This window comes from Salmonirosea aquatica (genome assembly GCF_009296315.1).
In the GTDB taxonomy this organism is placed as follows: Bacteria; Bacteroidota; Bacteroidia; order Cytophagales; family Spirosomataceae; genus Salmonirosea; species Salmonirosea aquatica.
Genome location: NZ_WHLY01000002.1, coordinates 3,831,885 through 3,850,359, shown reverse-complemented (window position 1 = coordinate 3,850,359; position 18,475 = coordinate 3,831,885). Strand labels below are relative to the sequence as shown.

At 50.9% G+C, this 18,475-nt stretch carries 9 protein-coding genes; 2 read left to right on the top strand and 7 right to left on the bottom strand.

From position 1 onward, the window contains the following. Positions 1-20: 20 nt before the first annotated feature. From tamL to GBK04_RS16980, 3 genes are all read right to left on the bottom strand, one after another. A complete protein-coding gene (gene tamL / locus GBK04_RS16990) occupies positions 21-2,369 on the bottom strand; it encodes a translocation and assembly module lipoprotein TamL (protein ID WP_152761692.1) in 2,349 nt (782 codons plus the stop codon). Next, positions 2,366-7,342, bottom strand: coding sequence for a translocation/assembly module TamB domain-containing protein (locus tag GBK04_RS16985; RefSeq protein ID WP_152761690.1), 4,977 nt, complete (start codon positions 7,340-7,342; stop codon positions 2,366-2,368). The genes tamL and GBK04_RS16985 overlap by 4 nt, the downstream gene beginning before the upstream one ends. A 190-nt stretch (positions 7,343-7,532) precedes the next feature. Further along, positions 7,533-8,264 (bottom strand): hypothetical protein, encoded by a 732-nt coding sequence (locus GBK04_RS16980; protein WP_152761688.1) that lies wholly within the window; start codon positions 8,262-8,264, stop codon positions 7,533-7,535. 238 nt (positions 8,265-8,502) lie between these two features. Between GBK04_RS16980 and GBK04_RS16975 the strand changes: the two genes are divergently transcribed. Then, positions 8,503-9,876, top strand: coding sequence for a cystathionine beta-synthase (locus GBK04_RS16975; protein WP_152761686.1), 1,374 nt, complete (start codon positions 8,503-8,505; stop codon positions 9,874-9,876). A gap of 147 nt (positions 9,877-10,023) precedes the next feature. Here the strand turns inward: GBK04_RS16975 and GBK04_RS16970 are convergent, their stop codons facing one another. Continuing rightward, on the bottom strand, positions 10,024-12,444 hold the full coding sequence (locus GBK04_RS16970) for a TonB-dependent receptor (RefSeq protein ID WP_373331060.1): 2,421 nt from the start codon (positions 12,442-12,444) through the stop codon (positions 10,024-10,026). A 319-nt stretch (positions 12,445-12,763) separates the two neighbouring features. Here GBK04_RS16970 and msrB point away from each other — a divergent pair, with 319 nt between their 5' ends. Further along, positions 12,764-13,207, top strand: a complete 444-nt coding sequence (msrB, locus tag GBK04_RS16965) for a peptide-methionine (R)-S-oxide reductase MsrB (RefSeq protein WP_152761684.1) — start codon at positions 12,764-12,766, stop codon at positions 13,205-13,207. A gap of 121 nt (positions 13,208-13,328) precedes the next feature. On the opposite strand, the gene GBK04_RS16960 is transcribed toward msrB, so the two are convergent. The 3 genes from GBK04_RS16960 to GBK04_RS16950 all read right to left on the bottom strand — a co-directional run bounded on the left by GBK04_RS16960 (position 13,329) and on the right by GBK04_RS16950 (position 18,230). Next, positions 13,329-14,567 carry a M43 family zinc metalloprotease gene (locus GBK04_RS16960; RefSeq protein WP_152761682.1) on the bottom strand — a complete coding sequence of 413 codons (1,239 nt, stop codon included), beginning with the start codon at positions 14,565-14,567 and terminating at the stop codon, positions 13,329-13,331. Positions 14,568-14,758: 191 nt separating this feature from the next. Next, positions 14,759-16,348 carry an amino acid permease gene (locus GBK04_RS16955; RefSeq protein WP_373331059.1) on the bottom strand — a complete coding sequence of 530 codons (1,590 nt, stop codon included), beginning with the start codon at positions 16,346-16,348 and terminating at the stop codon, positions 14,759-14,761. A 457-nt stretch (positions 16,349-16,805) separates the two neighbouring features. Next, a complete protein-coding gene (locus GBK04_RS16950; protein ID WP_152761681.1) occupies positions 16,806-18,230 on the bottom strand; it encodes a hypothetical protein in 1,425 nt (474 codons plus the stop codon). Positions 18,231-18,475 lie beyond the last annotated feature (245 nt).

The following is an 18,475-nucleotide window of genomic DNA, read 5'->3' as shown; positions in this document are numbered from 1 at the left end:
ATAATCCTGGAAATGTCCACTCAAAAAGGATAAGCCACGGCGATATTCAACACCAGGTTCTCCTGCCGCCAGTCTTTGCTGCGAAGGTTAATATCTTTGAATACCCATGGACTGCGCGGGGTATCCAGTGCTTGGTACCAAGGCTTACGGAAAGGAGTAGCCAGGTCGACACGGAAGACCAGAAATGAAAAGTCGAGCCGCAGCCCCAAGCCTCCACCGATGGCGATCTGCTTGTAGAAATCGTTGGTAAACTGAGCTTCGGGACCGTAGTCTTCAGTATTTCGGTAGGTCCACACATTGCCTGCGTCCACAAAGAGCGCTCCGTTGATGAGCTGGGTGAATTTGATTCGTAGTTCAGAATTAAATTCCAGTCGAATATCTCCATAGGAGCTGTTGCCGAAAATGGATTCTTCTGAGTTATAATTTCCCGGTCCCAGAGTCCGCGCCCGGAAAGCCCGGATACCCGTGCTACCGCCCGCAAAATACTGTTTGAATTGGGGTAGCATGATGGAATTACCATAGGGAATTCCCAACCCGCCTATAAAGCGACTAGCCAAACGTAGTGAACTTGAAAGGTCACGGTAATAACGTACTTCTCCGTCAAATCGAGTAAATTGTTCAAAAAACACCCCGAACAATTCTCCGTCATTTCCGCCTAATGTCTCGTCAAAGAGGTGTGCTACATTGCCGGCCAGATTGATACCTCCACTCAAGAGAAATTGATCGCGGGCGAATGGCCCTGGGGTAGGTTTATAGGAAATTGTATACTGACTTTCAAGCAGCAGACGATCATTTAGAATCTGCAAAAACCGAAGTTGGTCGCGCGGGTTGGGACTCTTCAAAACAGTATCGACAAATGCCTCACTGATATTTCGGGGCTTAATGAGATTAATTCCGAAGGGGGTCAGAGTATGTTCCACTTCGGTATTGCGGCGCCAAGAGTAGCCACCCGATGCACGTAATGATGTTTGCGTATAAAGACCGCCCTGCGTCAGGGTTTCGTAGCCAGTTGTCAAAACAGTGCGGGGTAAGGCCTGATTCGTGGCCGGATTTACCCGATAAAAAGGAATAATAAAGCGGGGAAACGATAGCTCGCCCTGTACATTGAACCGCAGAAAATTGTTGATATTGGAAGGTTGGTTTCCACGTTTACCACCGATTTGCCAGTCCACCCCGGCATTAGCGCTGAGCCGCAGCAGCTCGGCGGCCCGGAAGATATTACGATTACTCCACGAAATATCGAGCTGGGTACCTGCCAGGTTATTGGATTTAGTCAGGCCACTCAGCTCGGTTCGCAGCGATTTCCTTTTGGAAGGCGTCAGGTAATAGTAGGCGTTCAGCATGGCCGAGTCGGAACGGGGCACGAGCTCAAAGCGGTTTTTTACAAACTTAAAGTTGTTAAGGTTGATCAGCCGTGACAGCGATACGTCGTGCAGGGCGCTATTATAGCGGCTACCCTTCGTGAAGCCGATGGCATCGTCGAAAATACGGGCCTTGTAGTTGTGCTGCGGATCTACGACATTGAGGCCGCGTACCTGCCGCGCCTGGGCAGGCATGGTATCCGGTGAGAGCGCGTTATAGTCGGCATACACGTATATGTCGTTGATGTAATACTGCTTTAGCGCGAGCTGGGACGTGTTGGGTTTCAGGGAAATAAAAATATTGACAGAATGATCACGCTCCGTGGTATCTACCTCGGCGATCAGATAATCAGGATTGAAATAATAGTATCCCTTTTCCTTTAGAAAGCGGTCGATTCGCTGCCGCTCACCGCTGATCACGTCCAGCCGGTAGGGATCGCCATCCCGGATCAGGGTACCCCGGCCCGCATCCTTGGCGGCCCGAAAATCCTTGTTGAACTGCAGCGCGGTATCGCTGATGGCGTAGTTCATTTTGTAGATGTAGTAGCGGGGCTTTACGTACGCCTCATACTCGGCCACGGCCGTCCGCTTCTTATCATTTTCCACGATCTCTCCCGAAGACGTTGACCGAAAGTACCCCTGGTTGTTCATATAGGCCGTGAGTACTTCGGTATTGGCCGTCACTACGCGCTGACTGGCGAGCACAGGAGGCTCACCAAATTTTTTGCGAAACCAGTTTTTGAACCCTTTTTCCTTGCGCGGCTCACCCACCAGGTAGTATAACCATACCTTGAAAGGAAAGCCAAAAATTGTAGCGTTAGGCTTGGGGCGCAACATTCCTTCCAGCTGGTCTTCCAGGCTACCTACATCTTTCCGTGCCGCCGAATCGGGTACTACCTTCACCTTTGCTCCCACCAACAGGCTTTCACCGGCCGGTACATATTTCGATACCGAACACCCGCCCGCTAATAGTCCCAGCAAGACAAAAACTAAAATCGTTACTCTCATTCTATATTCTTTTGAAACAATTCCCGGAAGGTATCGTAATCCAGTGTCACAATAAAGCTCACTCCGGTTTCGATGATAAAGCCCTGTAGTACCGCCTGGTACTGGTTTTTACGGTAGGCGCGTACCATGTACCGGCCATCTCTGGAAAGAGCGTAGTTAACGGCCAGGTTGTCGAATACCTGGTTCGACGAAGCCGCATTGGTATTGCTGTTTTCCAGTTCAAAATTACGTCCTACGGATACCGTCAGGCGGTCATTCAGGAAAGCCTTGCTCAAACCTACATTCAGGTCGGTACGGGCGTTGCCGCCTTCGGCCTGAGAATTCAAGTTAAAGTTTAGGTTGACCCCCTTAACAAGATCCGAAGCCAGCAAATTCAGCTGATCAGTCAGTAGTTGGCTCACGCTCTGCCGGGCAATGCCCTCTGCGTTGAGGCCCGACGAAGAACTGCCGGAAGACTGGTCGGTAAGAAATTTGTTAAGTACCAGCAAGGCAAACACCTGCTTATTGAGTTCGGCGGGATTGTTGCGCAAATTGGCCAGTCCGCTACTTTGCTCGATACTTCGGGCATCATCGCTGTTCATGGTACTGGAGGCTACGATGTCGAACGTAACGGCGGGGTTGGTCAGGCTACCGTTGATTTTAAGCTGTACGTCCAGAGGTACCTTACCCAGAGCCTGGTCTTTTCCCGTGGCGGGAGCTCCCAGGGCCGTGATGTCGGCCCGTACAGTGTAGATGGCCGTAATGTCTACTTCGGCGGCCATGGGATCACCCGTCCACAGGATGGTACTCCCCTTCTGGATAGTAAATTGTTTTTTGAGTACCTCGAAGGTCAGGTCATACGAACCTTCCGTCAATTCGTATAGCCCCAGCAGGTACAACTGCCCGTTAGGCGCAATCCCTGTGTTGAGTTGAGCGTTGCCCTTGACCTTGATATTGTCGCCGTTCAGTTCATCGATTACGATCGTAAACTGCGACTTATCGTCGGCTTCGATGTTCAATGATAGTTCAGAGGCAAAATCAACCACCATGTTGGTGTTGATTTTTGCGGAGTCGGGCTCTTCCTCGGCAATGGCAGCGCTCATGTCCACAAACTCTACAACTCCTTCGGCGGATTCCGCACCGCTGGCGTCATTGGGCAAAATAACGGTGATGTCACTTCCCGACTTTATTTTAACGGTACCATCAATGATCGATTCCGCGCCTTTTCCCTTTACGTTCAGCGCCATATCGATGACGCCTTTACCATAGAAAAAGTCGTTGTCTTTCCGGCTGGCATTAAGCACAGTGAAATCATCCGCCCGCACTTTAAGATCATAACCTACATCGGGAAGGGTAGCGATAGATACATTGCCGTCCACCACCAGACTCTGGTTCAGCGAATCCAGCATAGTGAAATTGTTGAACGCAATCGTCTGACCGTTGAAGCCAACTGTCTGGCCGTCGATCCGGTAGCGGGCACCCAACTGTTTCACCTGGAAAGACACACTGTCAAATTTCATTTCACCGTTGAGCCGGGGGCTGTCTGTGCTACCCTGTATGTCCAGCTGACCCGTGATCCCCCCCCGTGCTCCGCGTAACTCTCCAAAGCTGAACGCTTCGATGGTTTTGGCACTCAGTTTCCGTAAATCCAGCTTAAAATCCAGAGCATTCTCTCCTTCTGTCACATAGTCGCCGGTAATGACCGCGTCATTCAGATCACTTTCCAGCCGTACATCCATGCTGATCCGGTTGGCATTTTCATTGGTAGCCTTGATCGTCAGATCGCCAACCGGAATTTTGGTAACCGCCAGATTTTTTAGCACCAAATCACCCGTAAAAGCGGGCGTTTCCATATAGTCTTTCAGAACAATATCACCGTTTAGCCTCCCATTGGCCAAGGTAGAGTCCTGTGTAACCAAGGCAATGAATTGCCCGATGCCTAAGCTATCTAATTTGATATTCAATGGGCCGTTGGGCTGTTCCGTAAGCGAATTGATCGCCAGGCTTTGTCCCTGTCGGCTGATGCCGAAATCACGCGCGAGCAGGCCAGCCGAACCATATTGGATGTAGCCGGTCGAGTCGGCCTGCCAAGGCTTGTAATCGAGCAGTAGCTTGTCGCGCAGATAAACCCGGTAGGCCGAGTCGGCCACAGCATACCGTACCCCGGCCGCTACCGTGTGGCGTACCTCATCGACCGAATCTTTGACCATCAGATTAATCAGGGCGTTGTTATTCGTTATCGTACCGCCCAGTGAGGCTTTCTGCACCCGGAAGCCTTCCGTTTCTATTTTCTGCACACTAGCCGCGTAGGTAGCCTGGGTACCATTGCCCGACATCACCAGCTGAGCTTTTTCGGTACGAATGGTATCATATTCCAGCAGGGGTACACTGACCGCCACTTTCATAGTGGTGTCCTGGCCGCTATCCAACTGAGCCGAAAAGTTCACTGGATCCATGCGGGTCAGGCCCGGAGCAAAAGCCTGGATGAAAGGATGGTTGGCAACCTGAGCATCCAGTTTCATGGCGTAGGGCCCCTCGATGGGCTGGTAGGTCACCTCAGGAATAGTGAAGTATTTGTTCAACTCGGTAAGCACCACATCGCCCAGCCGGGCATAATCGTAGGTACCTGATAGGTGGGCCGTCATGAACGGAGCCGTTATGGTGGCATCCTTGGTGGCTCCATCCGCAGTGAGTCGCACATTCAGGCTATCCAATCGCACGGGATCGCCATCCTGAGTCAGAACCAGATTCCGGATCGCTACCGTTCCCAACGGATTGGCCGGATCGGTAGAGGTCAGGTTGGCGTCTATATTTCCTTGGATGCTCAGATTATCCTCGTAAAGATTGAGGGCCTTGAGGTCGAGTTTCTGAATATCCGCCGTGGCATCCACCGTAGGATATTCGCCGTTCAGATTAGCTTTGGCCGTCAGATTGAGATTGATGTTGCTATCGGTAATTCCAGCGACGAAATCAGCCAGCCCCTTGTCAAGGGTACCGTTCAGCTTAAGGTTGTTATAGGTATATCCTTTCACCGAAGCACTCTGTACGACCCCGTTGAGCCGAGCCTGCATGGTCGTGGGTGAGTACCCCCGCCCGTCGATGTCGGTCATCAGCGTTATTTTTCCCAGCTCTTCCGGGGGCTGTTTCAGAAACCGGCCCATGTCGAATTCCTGAAAGCTCAGCTGGCCGTTGTAGGTGATATTGACTGAGTCGGTGGCATTCTTCACATTACCCGCAAAAGCCCCATTGCCCAACGAAGTATTAATTTGCGCGTCCAGCGTTATATCGTCCATTCCGCCCCGTACCTTGCCCGTAATGGCGATCTTTTCAGGTAGTTCAACGGAAGTGGGAAGCGCACTATCGGGCAGAATTTTCATCAAATCCTGCCGGGTGGTAGCCATTTCATCGATTGAGAGATTCACCGCCAGCTTGTCGGCGTCGGGCAAACCGCTGATGCGCCCACTGGTTCGCAGTACGGTACCTTCCAGCGTGCTGAATGTAGCTTTAGATATAACCAGATTATCGACTGTACCCGTAATCAGGGCGTCACCTTTGAGCAAGCCGTTGGGATTTTTATCGAAGGGCGGCGTGTCTTTCAGATCGGGCACCAGCAGTAATACATCACTGAAAGCCAGTTGGCTATTATTCAGCCGTACCCTGACCTGCACTTTCCCAATGTCATTGCTCAGCTGATCCTGATTCTGATAATTCAACACCAGTTCGTCGCGCAGCAGTGTGGAGGGTGTTTTGAGGTACATGTTGCGCAGGTAGGTCTGCTTTTCAGCATAGGCAAAATCTGCCTTAGCCTGCTGTACCACGAAGCCGCTCTGCTCTTGAAATGCCGCCCGATCCAGGCTACCCGAAATTGTCGGATCGCTGAACACAAAATTGTTCAAATCAGCCGTCAGATTGCTTACGCTCAGGTGCGCAAAATCCATCCCTTTGGGCTGTTTTGGCGTATTGAAATCATCGTATTTCAGGTCGTTGTCCGTAAGCTTGATGCTTCCTACCTTAATGTTCCAGCCGAGTGGAGACGTAACATCCGCAGCACCCGGAGCCGGACTGGCGTTTTCGCGAGTACCCTTCTGTGCCATCTTGGCCTGTTCTACAAAAGCGCTCGTATTATCCAGAACCACGTTCCTGACCACCACCTGTTGATTTTCGAGGTAGGTCTGGTTCACGTGCCCGGCCAGCCTCCCCAGGTTCACGCCCGCTTTAAGTCCCGAAATATCATCTTTGAAATTAAAGATAAGGTCCTGTACATTGAGGTCACCCAATTGCACATCCAGCGTGTCACCCGGATTTTTTGGAGCAACCGGTTTGCCCTCGGGCCCATCGGGATCGACGACGGTTTCTACCAACGCCTCGTACAGCCGCAAGTCGGCACGGGTACCTTGCAAAGCGACGTTGGTCGGATGATACTGCGAACGTGTGGGGTTGAATTTGGAGAAAAGCACCCGGGCGTTAGAAACATTAGCGTCGGCATCCATGCCGATAACCGCATCCTTGTAGGTAACATGTACGCGTTTGAGCAGGAATTCATCAAGACGCATTTCAATGGACGAAGCTGTGGTGTCTACCGGCGTGGTATCGCTGCTGGCAAAGGCATCGGCTATAAATTGAAAATTGAAGGTTGTGTCGGGCAAAACGCGATTGACTTTCAAGCGGATGCCTTCCAGCTCTACCTGGTTGATACCAATATTACCCCGAATCAAACTAAACATATCCAGGTTTACATACAGCCGGTCGCCTGCCACCAACGTATCGCCCGACCTATCCTCAATATATACCCCTTCCAGCGCCACCCAGTCGGGTACATCCAGCCGGATGGCCTGGATGTCGACGCGGGTTTTGAGTTTCTTACGTAAGAAGGAAGTAGCCTGTTTGGTAAGGAAGTTTTGTCCGGCATTGGTTTTCAGGGTCCAGAAAACAATGCCAACCAGTAGAAAGATTACCAGAAAGATGATAGCCAGAACGGTTATTGCTTTCCTCATATAAAACTGTTGTCAAGAAACGGTATGTGGATTAGGGCCAAAAAGTACGGACTTTGATCGGTTTTGAACTCAAGGTAGGGAGTACTCCGTTTCGGGTGTTGAATAAGATCAGATATGGTAAAATGGCTAGTCGCGCAAGAAAATATCCCGTTACCTACGCGACTAGCCTGGTTCGTCTTGCCCGGCGGCATTACCGCTGGAAATATTCAGGACTTATGGTTTCGTTTACGGCTAGCTCGGAGCTAATGGTCGTCTTGGAATTGTCCTTACTGCTGGTTTCTACCAACGTAGCGGGGTACATGAGTCCGTAAGCCGATTTCTTGTATTCGCTGTAGTCGGTCGTGGTCACCACGCCGTCGAGGGTCTGTTTCTCGCGCACCAGCAGGCCGGTTGCAGCATCGAAATAGAGGTTGTACTTCACACCTTTCCCCTGCAACTCCACCTGGTTGACGGGTTTGCCATCCAATTTCTCAGTTCCTACAAAGGTAGCCACCAGTGCCCGGTCCTTATAATTGACGAAGGGTACCAGCAGATCGTACATTTCCAGGCGCATGGCGCTCTGCTCACTCTGGCTAAGGTCTTTCACCTGGTACTTGGTGGTTTTATCGCTGCCACCAATGGGTATCTTCAGCCAGCCTTCGTTGCCTTTCACACCATAGATAAAACTCCGCTTCATAATGATTTTGGATTTACTCATTGCCTGCTCGGGCATCGAAACGTAAATTTCAGCATCATAATCGGCAGCCGAACCTGAGTTGTAGGAACGCTTGAGCGTGTAGTTTTTGACATTTTTCCACAGGTTTTCGCCACCGGTGGCGTTATAATACTTGGCAAACACAGAATCAACGGTCATCTTGCCCTGGCCGAAAGACAGTGCGGTGCTGGCCAGCAGGACGGTTGATAACATGACGATTTTTTTCATGGTATTTTTCATAGGGTTTATTAAGGTAGTGATGGCAGAACGGGTAGTCTGCCGGAATTTATTTACCTCTAATAGACAAAAAACGAGGCGTAGGGTTTAAAATTTCCTATCTAAGGGCGTATGGCTTTTTCTTACAAAAATTGTTCCACGGTCAGGGTCCATCCCGCATCAAAAGGTCATTCAGGGAGCTTTACAGAATAAATCAACTATTTTTACAAAAACTTCTTCATCAAGAACTATGCAGTACTACAATTCCATCATAGACACCATCGGCAACACGCCCCTGGTTCGGCTCAACCGCATCAACAAAGGCGTGAAGGGTACCCTCCTGGTTAAGGTAGAGTATTTCAACCCCGGCAATTCCGTGAAGGACCGCATGGCGGTGCGTATGGTAGAAGACGCCGAACGCGACGGGCGCCTCCGCCCCGGGGGTACCATCATCGAGGGCACGAGTGGCAATACGGGCATGGGCCTGGCTCTGGCGGCTATTGCCAAAGGATACAAATGTATTTTTACGATGGCCGATAAGCAGTCCCTGGAAAAAATCGACATTCTGCGCGCCGTGGGGGCTGAGGTGGTGGTGTGCCCTACCAATGTAGCGCCTGAAGACCCGCGCAGCTACTACTCCATCGCCCGACGATTAAACCAGGAAATACCCAATTCGTTTTATCCTAACCAGTACGACAATCCATCCAATTCTGTGGCACACTACGAAACCACCGGACCGGAAATCTGGCGACAGACTGAGGGCGAAATTACGCATTTTGCCGTGGGGGTAGGTACAGGTGGTACCGCGAGCGGCACGAGCAGGTACCTTAAGGAACAGAATAGCAACATTGTGACCGTAGGCATTGATACCTATGGCTCGGTGTTCAAGAAGTACAAGGAAACGGGCGAATTTGACGAGAAAGAAGTGTTCCCCTACCTGACCGAAGGCATCGGTGAGGATATCCTGCCCGCCAATGTGGACTTTGCCATGATCGACTATTTTGTAAAAGTCACCGATAAGGATGCGGCCCTGATGACGCGGCGGCTGGCGCGGGAAGAAGGACTGTTTGTGGGGTGGAGCTGCGGCTCGGCGGTACATGGCGCGCTGGAATATGCCCGCGAGCACCTGACCGATACCGACGTAATGGTGATCATTCTGCCCGACCACGGTACCCGCTATCTTGGCAAGATCTACAACGACACCTGGATGAAAGACCACGGCTTCCTGGAAAGAACCTTCGCCACGGCCCGCGACATCGTACACCGGAAAAATGGACAGGGTACCCTACTGACCGTTTCTACAGATTCCAGGGTAGCCGATGCGATCCGGGTACTTAACCGGGAAGGCATTTCCCAGATCCCGGTAACAGACTCGAAAGGCGAGGTGGTCGGTAGCCTTACGGACTCAGTAATTTTGCATCGCCTGATCGAAGAACCGGAAGTACGCCAGCTAAGTGTAGAAGAAGTGATGGATAAACCCTTCAAATTCGTGGCCCTTGACAGTACCGTAGACACGCTTTCGTCCCTGATCGACCGCGAAAACAAAGCGCTGCTGGTGCGGGACGAAACCAACGCGGTACATATCATCACCCAGGCTGACCTGTTGGCAGCTATGACAGTGTAGTTAAAAAGCAATGAGCTATTTTGCCCTCGTAATTCCAGGGGTGGGGAATATATATAAAAGCGAAGCCGGCTCATCATGAGCCGGCTTCGCTTTTATTTTGCAAGTTGAAGGCGAATAACTACAAATGGCCTTCATTCGGCACTGCTGTTAGCCTTCTTCTCCGCCAGTAGCTGCAATCCGGCCGAAACGGTAGTGGAATGTCACGCCTGCGAAGCGATTGGTACGCTGCCATAGCGAGTTCTGCGTGTAGGTCTCCGTATTAAGTTTGGATTTATAAATTCGGGATAGGAACAGGTCCTGCACACTCACCGAGAGCGTGGCTTTGCGGTCGAAAAAGTCGCGCCGCAGACCCATGTTGGCCACAAAAACACCAGGACGGGTACCCTGGGCAATGGCGCGGGGGCCGTCGTAAGTGACGTAGGCGGACGCACGAAGCGACAGGGGCAAATCCAGAAAAGCATTAAGATTGCCGGAATAGCTCCAGATCCTGTTATCGATATGGGCGACCAGCGACACTACTTCACTACGGAATACCCGTCCGCTGGCATTTAATTTCAGTTTCTCACCAATTTTTTTGGAAAAATCAGTCTCGAAACCGTAGGATAGTTCACGTCCCACGTTGTCGTAGCGCTGATAGGAGATACCCGCCGCATCGATGGTACGGATGCGGGTGATGGCGTTGTTGGAATAGTCCACGAACAACGCCGGGCCCCAGCCGCCCTGCTCTACGTAGTGAGAATAGCCTACCTCGGCCTTATGCACGTATTCGGGCTTGAGGTTGGGATTGCCCGAGCGGATGTTGCGCGGGTCGGAAATATCGGTAAACGGGTTAAGTGCGTCTGAGCTCGGACGTTGTACCCGACGGCTGTAATTGACCTTGACCTGCGTTTCTTCATCCAGCTTGCGGGTAACGGCAAAGGAGGGTACCAGATAAAAGAAATGCGTGGAAAACGCCTGATCCCGGCTAATCTGGTCGATTTTCTGCGTGGCGTCCGTCAGGCGCAGTCCGGCCCGAATGCCCCAGAGGTCGCTCTTTTGGGTAAAGGATGTGTAGCCCGTGTGGGTATATTCTTCGAAGCCAAAGACATTGCTCACGCTTTCATTAAACAGAAAACTTTCCTGCTCCTGGTCGAACGTATAGAAAGCGTTATCGTCGTGGCTGCGGCGCATCCGGGTTTTGGCGCCCACTTCCAGCGTAGAGGTCGGGGTAATAGGCCAGGTATAGTCCGCGTCCAGTACCGCTTCGTGGCGGTTGTTATCGCGCAGGTTGCGCTGGCGACGTACCAAATTAGGAAAGTCGCTCCGCTGATCAAACTCAGATTCGCCATCCGAAACACCATTCGAATAATTGGCCGAGATCGTAAATACCTGTCGTTCTTTTGCGAAAAGTTTACGATAATCCAGGTTGACGTTGATGTTATCGTTGAAAGTAGTACCCTTCGAGAAGCGGTCGAATTGTTCCAGTAAGGTACCCTCATCCGAAAGCGTCTGATTGGTATTTTCCGATTTGTCGACGTCCTTGTTGTGTGAGTAGTTCACCGTGAGCCCAATACTGCTTTTTTCGGTAAAATCGTAGTTGATCCCTACGCGCCCGAAAAGATCCATATCCCCGTTGCTGCCCGTTTCGCGCTGTGAGTAGTAGGTCGTGGTATCACCCAGAAAATTCTGACGGTCCAGGGTACGGCGGTAGTACCAGATCTGATTGCGGACGCTGCCTGAAGCGCGCACGGCCCATTTGTTGGTTTTATAACTCAGGTACGCTGAGCCATTGTTGTTGTTCCGGGTACCGAGGGTACCCCGCAAGCTGCCGCTGGTACCTACAATTTTGGTTTTTTTGGTGATGATATCAATCACGCCCGATGCGCCTTCACCTTCGTATTTGGCCGAGGGGGTGGTCATGACTTCAATGCGTTCGATGAGTTCGGCGGGAAAGGACTGGAGCACTGTGGCCACGTCGTTGCCGTACAGCGTCGAGGGTTTGCCGTCGATCAACACCACCACGCTGCCCTTCCCGCGTACCATAGGGTTGCCGTTTTCGTCCAGCGATACCGAGGGTACCTTTTCCAGCAACTCGCTGACATTGTTGCTGGTAGCCAGCAGGTCTTTTCCGATGTTGACGATTTTCTTATCTATATCCGAAACGACCATGGTTTTCTCAGCCCTGACTACGACTTCGTTGAGGTTTTGCACGGAAGAAGCCAGGCGAATCACCCCTAAATCGGTAGTAGTGGCTTCGGTAGGCATGCTGACATTGGGAAGGTAACGTGTATCGTATCCCAAAATGGTGATCCGCACGAGGTAGGTACCTGGCTGCACATTCTTGAGCAGGAACACGCCATTTTCGTCAGCCGTAACGCCATTCAAAACCGACGAATCAGGGCGCGCCAGAGCGATAGTAGCAAAGCCCACCGGGCTATCGTTGGTAGCATCCACTACTTTGCCAATGATGTCTCCCCGGTCGGCCATACTTTTGGAAATCCCCGGCGCGGCTTGTTGCGCCACGGCGTTGGGAAACACTCCACCCATCAGACACGCCAGGCATGCGGCCAGGCAAAAATTATTTCTCACTGTTTTTGTATTTTTTTACCTCAATTATTCAACCCACTTTTTGAGTCCTACTCTACCGGCAAGGTTACAACAAGTAAATATTCTTGATTTACAGCCCCTTGGGGGTAATTCATAGGAAAGACAAGTATACTCTTTTTTTACCTAAGTTGTCTTAAAAATGGTATAAAAATAAGATGATTGGCACTATTTCCAGATGAATTTTTACTTTAAAAATAAATGATCAGGGAAGCTGTCTGACTTTTGTATACAGCCCGTTTCTCAACTCTTTGGGACCATTTTTGGTTAATCATACCAGATAACCATTAAAACAGACCAACCGATGAATTGGAACGATGTAATACACTATGCCAAGGAGGGCAATCCCACGCCCCCGAAACGCGTGGAAAAGCCGGAAGCCGAGTGGAAACAGCAACTTTCACCCGAAGAGTACCATGTGATCCGGCAGAAGGGTACCGAGCGGGCTTTTACAGGCGAATACTGCGAACGCCATGAACCCGGCCTGTATGCCTGCCGGGCCTGTGGTACCCCTCTTTTCGACTCGACGGTGAAGTTCGAGTCAGGTACGGGCTGGCCGAGTTTTTCTGAACCCGTAGAGCAGGATGTCATTCAGTATGACCTGGACACCAGCTACGGCATGCAGCGCGTGGAAGTCATGTGCAATGTCTGCGACGGTCACCTGGGGCACGTATTCCCCGACGGACCACCGCCCTCAGGTCTGCGATTCTGCATCAACTCGGCCTCGATCAAGAAGGTGGAAGAGTAGGCAGTGAGGAGTGATGAATGATGAATGATTTGATTTAACCAAATATAAACCCGGCCGGAATAGTAGCTTGCTTATGTAGTAGAAAGGATTTGGAATTGCTCTCATCCTTCATCACTCATCATTAAAAACTTTCTTTGGCGCAGATGACGGGCGGTACAAACTGGTAATCGTCCGGTTTTTTGACATAGTTGTCCTCCGCATTCTGGCGGGTGCGGGATTCATTATTGGGGGAAGGAAGCCAGAGACCGTAGTTGAGCGTATGCTGGATGCGGTCGCGCTGGTTGCGGGTGAAGGAGTTTTCGTAACCCAGGTAGTAATCCATGATATTGGTACTGACGTAGCTGCTGCCGTCGCAGGCATTGCGCCGCTGCCGTAGAGTGCGGTAATTGTCCATGTACAAAGCCCGGTCGTAGTAAGGCGTATCGGCGCAGTAATCCGGGTCAGTGGTACTGCACGACTTGGACTCGTCGCCATTGCCATCAAAGACATGATTGAGCCCCAGCACGTGTCCGGCTTCGTGTGCCAGGGTACTGGAACGGGTATCGCTTACATCAATTTGGTTGAGGTAAATTCCGTAAGGTAGGTCGGGGGAGGTACGGCTGGCCGATATCACCCGTGCACCTGCCAACGGACGGGTTACGGGTAGGTTATACGCAAATCCGCTCAGACTCTCCTCCTTAGCAATCGCGTACACCCACACATTCAGAAAACGGTTAGGATTCCAGTAGTTATTCCAGGCTTCGTCGACAGCCTGCCGGGAGGTGAAAGTCTGGCGTGACGACGACACCGCATCGAGTCCTTTGACCGCAAGCGACAGCCCGGTAGGATTGGTTTCGGCGGCGTAAAACTCGATGAAATTATCCACCGCATTCTCATCTTTGGCCCCGCTGTATGGATTCCACCGGTTGCGGTAGGCATCCGTCATCCCTTTGACCAACCGATCTATCTGGGTCTGTGTAAGGGTAGAATTGACGGCATGGAACACCACCGGAATTCTGACGCGCGTATAAGGCAGCACCGTCACGCTCACCGCGTTGCTGGTGCGGTTGCCGATTTTGACTTCAATCGTATAGGTACCCACCTGCGTGGCATTGAACGACGTTGCACCATCCGGCTGCTGGTTGATCACAAATCGATACGCATTTTCCGGCACGGTCACCGTCTGGCCGGCCCGGTCAGTCACTACTACCAGGCTCCGCAGGTCCACCTGGTCCCCAATCAGAATTTCCGGACTAGTCGGTGTTTCCAGACGCAACGAATAGGTAGCGTCGAGCTGGTAGTCGCTGACACCCTTGTCCAGTGGTGTACAGGCCGCAAGTAGGGTCATACTAAGTAGCGCGGCAAAGAGTGCTTTTTTCATAGAAGACAGGAATAGCAAACGTTTTTTCCGTAGGGTACTACGGAAAATTAAAACGGAAGAAGCCGAATTTCCGTATGTACTTTTTTTGCCATTTGGCCGGGGCACAGGTTGCCTGTAGCACAAGCGGGCGGGGGTACCTGAATAGTAGGTACCCCCGCCCGCTTGCGAAATAGATTCTATGTGTCTGTCTTTTACTGGGCCAGTTTGCTTTTCTTATACCCGTAGGTAAAATAAATAACCAGACCGATCACCAGCCAGATCACGAAAATCAGCCAGTTGGACGAGCCTAGTTCGGTCATCAGGTACAGGTTAGTCAGGATACCCATGACGGGCAGAATGGAAAAATTGTACTTGTAGCTCATTCCTGCTAGAATGATCCAGGTAATCCAGAATATGATGGTTAGAATCTTGTGTTCAACAATATAGCCGAATGAGGCCGTGCGCCATTCGGTAAGTACCTCTTGCCCATAGATGAACAGCAGTACAATGGCCACGATCAGCCCCAGCCCCACCAGGTACTTGCCGTTGAGGTAGGGTACCCTGAACTTCGACTGCGCCGAAATCCCCGAATAATCGAGGTACAGTACCCCGCCGCACACCAGAATGAAGGCAAAGAAGGTACCCACGCTGGTGAGATCCACGAAAAAATCCATCTTGAAAAACAAAGCCGGAATCCCTACGACCAATCCCGTAATGATGGTGGCGAAGGAAGGCGTGTGGTACTTGGGGTGAATTTTAGAAAAACGCTTCCACAACAATCCGTCGCGGCTCATGGTCATCCAGATCCGGGGCTGACCGAGTTGGTACACCAGCAGGGCGCTCGTGATGGCTATGACCGAGCTCACCGAGATAATACCGGCCATGAAGTTCATGTCGATACGCTGAAACACAAAGGCCAGCGGATCGTTAACATTCAGTTCTTTATAGTTGACCATGCCCGTGAGCACCAGCGTAATCAACACGTACAGTACTGTGCAAATCAGCAGGGTATAAATCATTGCTTTGGGCATATCGCGCTGCGGGTCTTTACATTCCTCGGCCGTAGTGGAAATGGAATCGAACCCGATGAAGGCAAAAAATACGGCCGCTACCCCGCTGAGCACCCCTTTGGGGCCATTGGGTGCAAACGGTATCCAGTTTTCGGGTTGCACGTAGAAAGCTCCCACGGATATCACCAACAATACCACTCCCACCTTCAGCACCACCATGATGTTACTGGCTGTGCGCGATTCGCGAATACCGATATATACCAGCGCCGTCACCAGCAGCGTGATGATGCCGGCGGGCAAATTGAAAATAACGCGCATATCCCCGATCATCGGGGCACTTTGGTAGGCCAGAGCGGCTCTCTGCTCCGCTACCGTGAGGGCGGCGGCGCCTACTTCCTGCAACCGAGCAAAACCTTCGGCCGCCGTGGCCGGGTTGGTGGAGAGGTACCCTGGAAACGTGATGCCGAACCCGGCCAGCATACTCACAAAGTACTCCGACCACGAAATAGCCACCACCATATTGGAAACGCCGTATTCTAATATGAGCGCCCAGCCGATGATCCAGGCAAACAACTCCCCAAAGGCTACGTAGGCATACGTATAGGCGCTGCCCGACACGGGTACTGTACTGGCAAACTGCGCGTAGGACAGCGCCGTAAACACGCAGGCAATGGCCGTAAACACGAAAAGCAGCGAAACTGCCGGGCCGCCGTTGAAGCTAGCCAGGCCGATGGTACTGAAAATACCGGCCCCGATGATGGCCGCAATACCCAGCGAAACCAGGTCGCGCACGCCCAGGGTTTTGACGAGGCCCCCGACTCCATGTCGGCCTGATGGGCGTCGCCCAGGATTTGTGCTACTGTTTTTTTACGGAAGAGAGAAGAGTTCCTGGCCATGCAGAGAAGGGGTTTGACTGATGGGTATTTTGAAAGCAGGGGCTAAAATAGCGATTATCCGTTAGGTTAAAAGAATTAGTCGCTGATTTATGGAACCAAGGTACCCCGGCCACATTATTCTTTCAAACACAAGAGACCCGCGGGCCTACCCTTGGAAACAGTAAGGTACCCCCTTCCGAAAAATTTGCTGGTAGTCGTTGGGCATCAGTGGCAAATAAAAATTCCTGGAATAACCGAGTGATTATTCCAGGAATAAAAGGGATGATGTTGGACGACAAATATATCCTTAGGTACCTTCAGACTTCTGAAAGGTAGCTGATACTACCTTACTGTTATGCAGTTCACATCACACATCAATGGATGGTAATCAGAGTCCAAAAAGGTACTGACTTCGGATCTTCGGGGTACACCAGCCTGGCCTCGTAACTGCCGGGTGCCATACTAGTCGGAATCATGTATTCTCCGTAATACAACTGAACTGTGCCGTCGGCGTAGCAACCGTCGGCGCGGGTTTTGGCTTTGAGTATTACGCTGCGCTGTCCGTTTTTGAGTTCCAGATCGGGCAGTTTCTTATTTGGGTCGAAGCTAGCGTAGAAGCCACCCAGGATGGCTGGAAATGGGTCCACATACATGGCTTGTCCTTTCTGAAAGGTTAGATTTCTGGGCGTGGCCTCCCGCAAAGCACGCGACGGACAATCGAGGGACTCGGCTAATATTTTTCTAATACCTTTTGTGTTCGCGGCATTTGAGACGTTAAAAATAAATGACTTGACAAGCGATTCTCCTTCATACAGGCTTATCAAATAAGATCCGTCAGCCGTCTCGGACGGTAGCACAAAACTGAGCATAGAAGGATTTTTATAATTCGCAGCTAGCCACATACTGGGGTGGAAATCACTTTCAACTTTTATGCGGTAGTTAAGATCTGACAGAAAATAGCCTCCGTCTAGCAATATTTCCCGATTTAATGGTAATGCCTGAAATAGGCTATTAAGCTCATAAGGAGCGGCAATTGGGGTAGCCCTGACCAATTTTTTTCGAATAGGAGATACAAATTTCTTTTCACCGTATTCCAATTCCAGCGCGTACTCTGAGGCCAAATTAAGCGGCGTGGTATTCTCAAGAAAGAAGGTGCGGACGGGCACGCCGTACATACCCTGAACTGGCCTGCCGCTTCCAAGGTCGATGAGCTTTGATGTAAGCCGTTTGGTACTTCCCGGCTTTTCGGGTATGGTACCCACGCCCGAGTTCAGTTCAAGTGAGGCCTGCACCGAACTATACGGCTCAGCACGAGACGGATGAAGCATCAAGTCAGAAGTAAGAGAAGCATTTAGCGGGCCTGTGCATTCCACATAGATCATGTATGTTTTCCCGACACGCTTATCTTGGCTAAGCACCATAAAAGTAGTCGGCGAGTTCCCTCTGAAATGACTGAGCTCTATTCGATTGGCGGTGATAAGTTTGTGCCAAGAATTAAGCTCAAGTGTCGCGCCCTCATACAATTCAAAATCGAGAAAAAGGGTGTCTTTCGTAAAAGTCGCTGGTAAGGTTATCGCTATTGTTCTCTCCACCGTATCGAAAGCCACCTCAGTCGCGCCCTCGACCTTGACATTTTTGAGCCAACCCAGGTTTTTGACAGAATCTACCTTAGAAGTTCCTTCGATTTTGGCAACCTCATCCAAATCTTCCATCTTACCAACAGCGTCGACATCAGGCTTTTTACAAGTGAAGAGCAGAAAAGTAAAACCAAGACAGGTCAGATAAAGGATATTTTTCATAATGGTGGAAAATTTTGAGTTGAATTTCAAACCGACTATCCCAAACCCAGTCTGGTATATTTTCTGATCTATGCCTGAATCATCAGGCTTGCTAAATTTACAATAAAACTGGTAACAAATCCAAAAGGGCCTGGCTACATAATCTTGCTTCACTTGCAATCAAAACAGTCCTTTACTCAAAGTCATGTTCATAATTAGCAAAGGTAGGGTTTGCCGATCGAATGAAAGAATGTCCTTAATCTACC

Bases quoted from the DNA above. Each gene is read 5' to 3' on its own strand.
- tamL (WP_152761692.1), bottom strand. From the start codon at position 2,369: ATGAGAGTAACGATTTTAGTTTTTGTCTTGCTGGGACTATTAGCGGGC.
- GBK04_RS16985 (WP_152761690.1), bottom strand. From the start codon at position 7,342: ATGAGGAAAGCAATAACCGTTCTGGCTATCATCTTTCTGGTAATCTTT.
- GBK04_RS16980 (WP_152761688.1), bottom strand. From the start codon at position 8,264: ATGAAAAAAATCGTCATGTTATCAACCGTCCTGCTGGCCAGCACCGCA.
- GBK04_RS16975 (WP_152761686.1), top strand. From the start codon at position 8,503: ATGCAGTACTACAATTCCATCATAGACACCATCGGCAACACGCCCCTG.
- msrB (WP_152761684.1), top strand. From the start codon at position 12,764: ATGAATTGGAACGATGTAATACACTATGCCAAGGAGGGCAATCCCACG.
- GBK04_RS16960 (WP_152761682.1), bottom strand. From the start codon at position 14,567: ATGAAAAAAGCACTCTTTGCCGCGCTACTTAGTATGACCCTACTTGCG.
- GBK04_RS16950 (WP_152761681.1), bottom strand. From the start codon at position 18,230: ATGAAAAATATCCTTTATCTGACCTGTCTTGGTTTTACTTTTCTGCTC.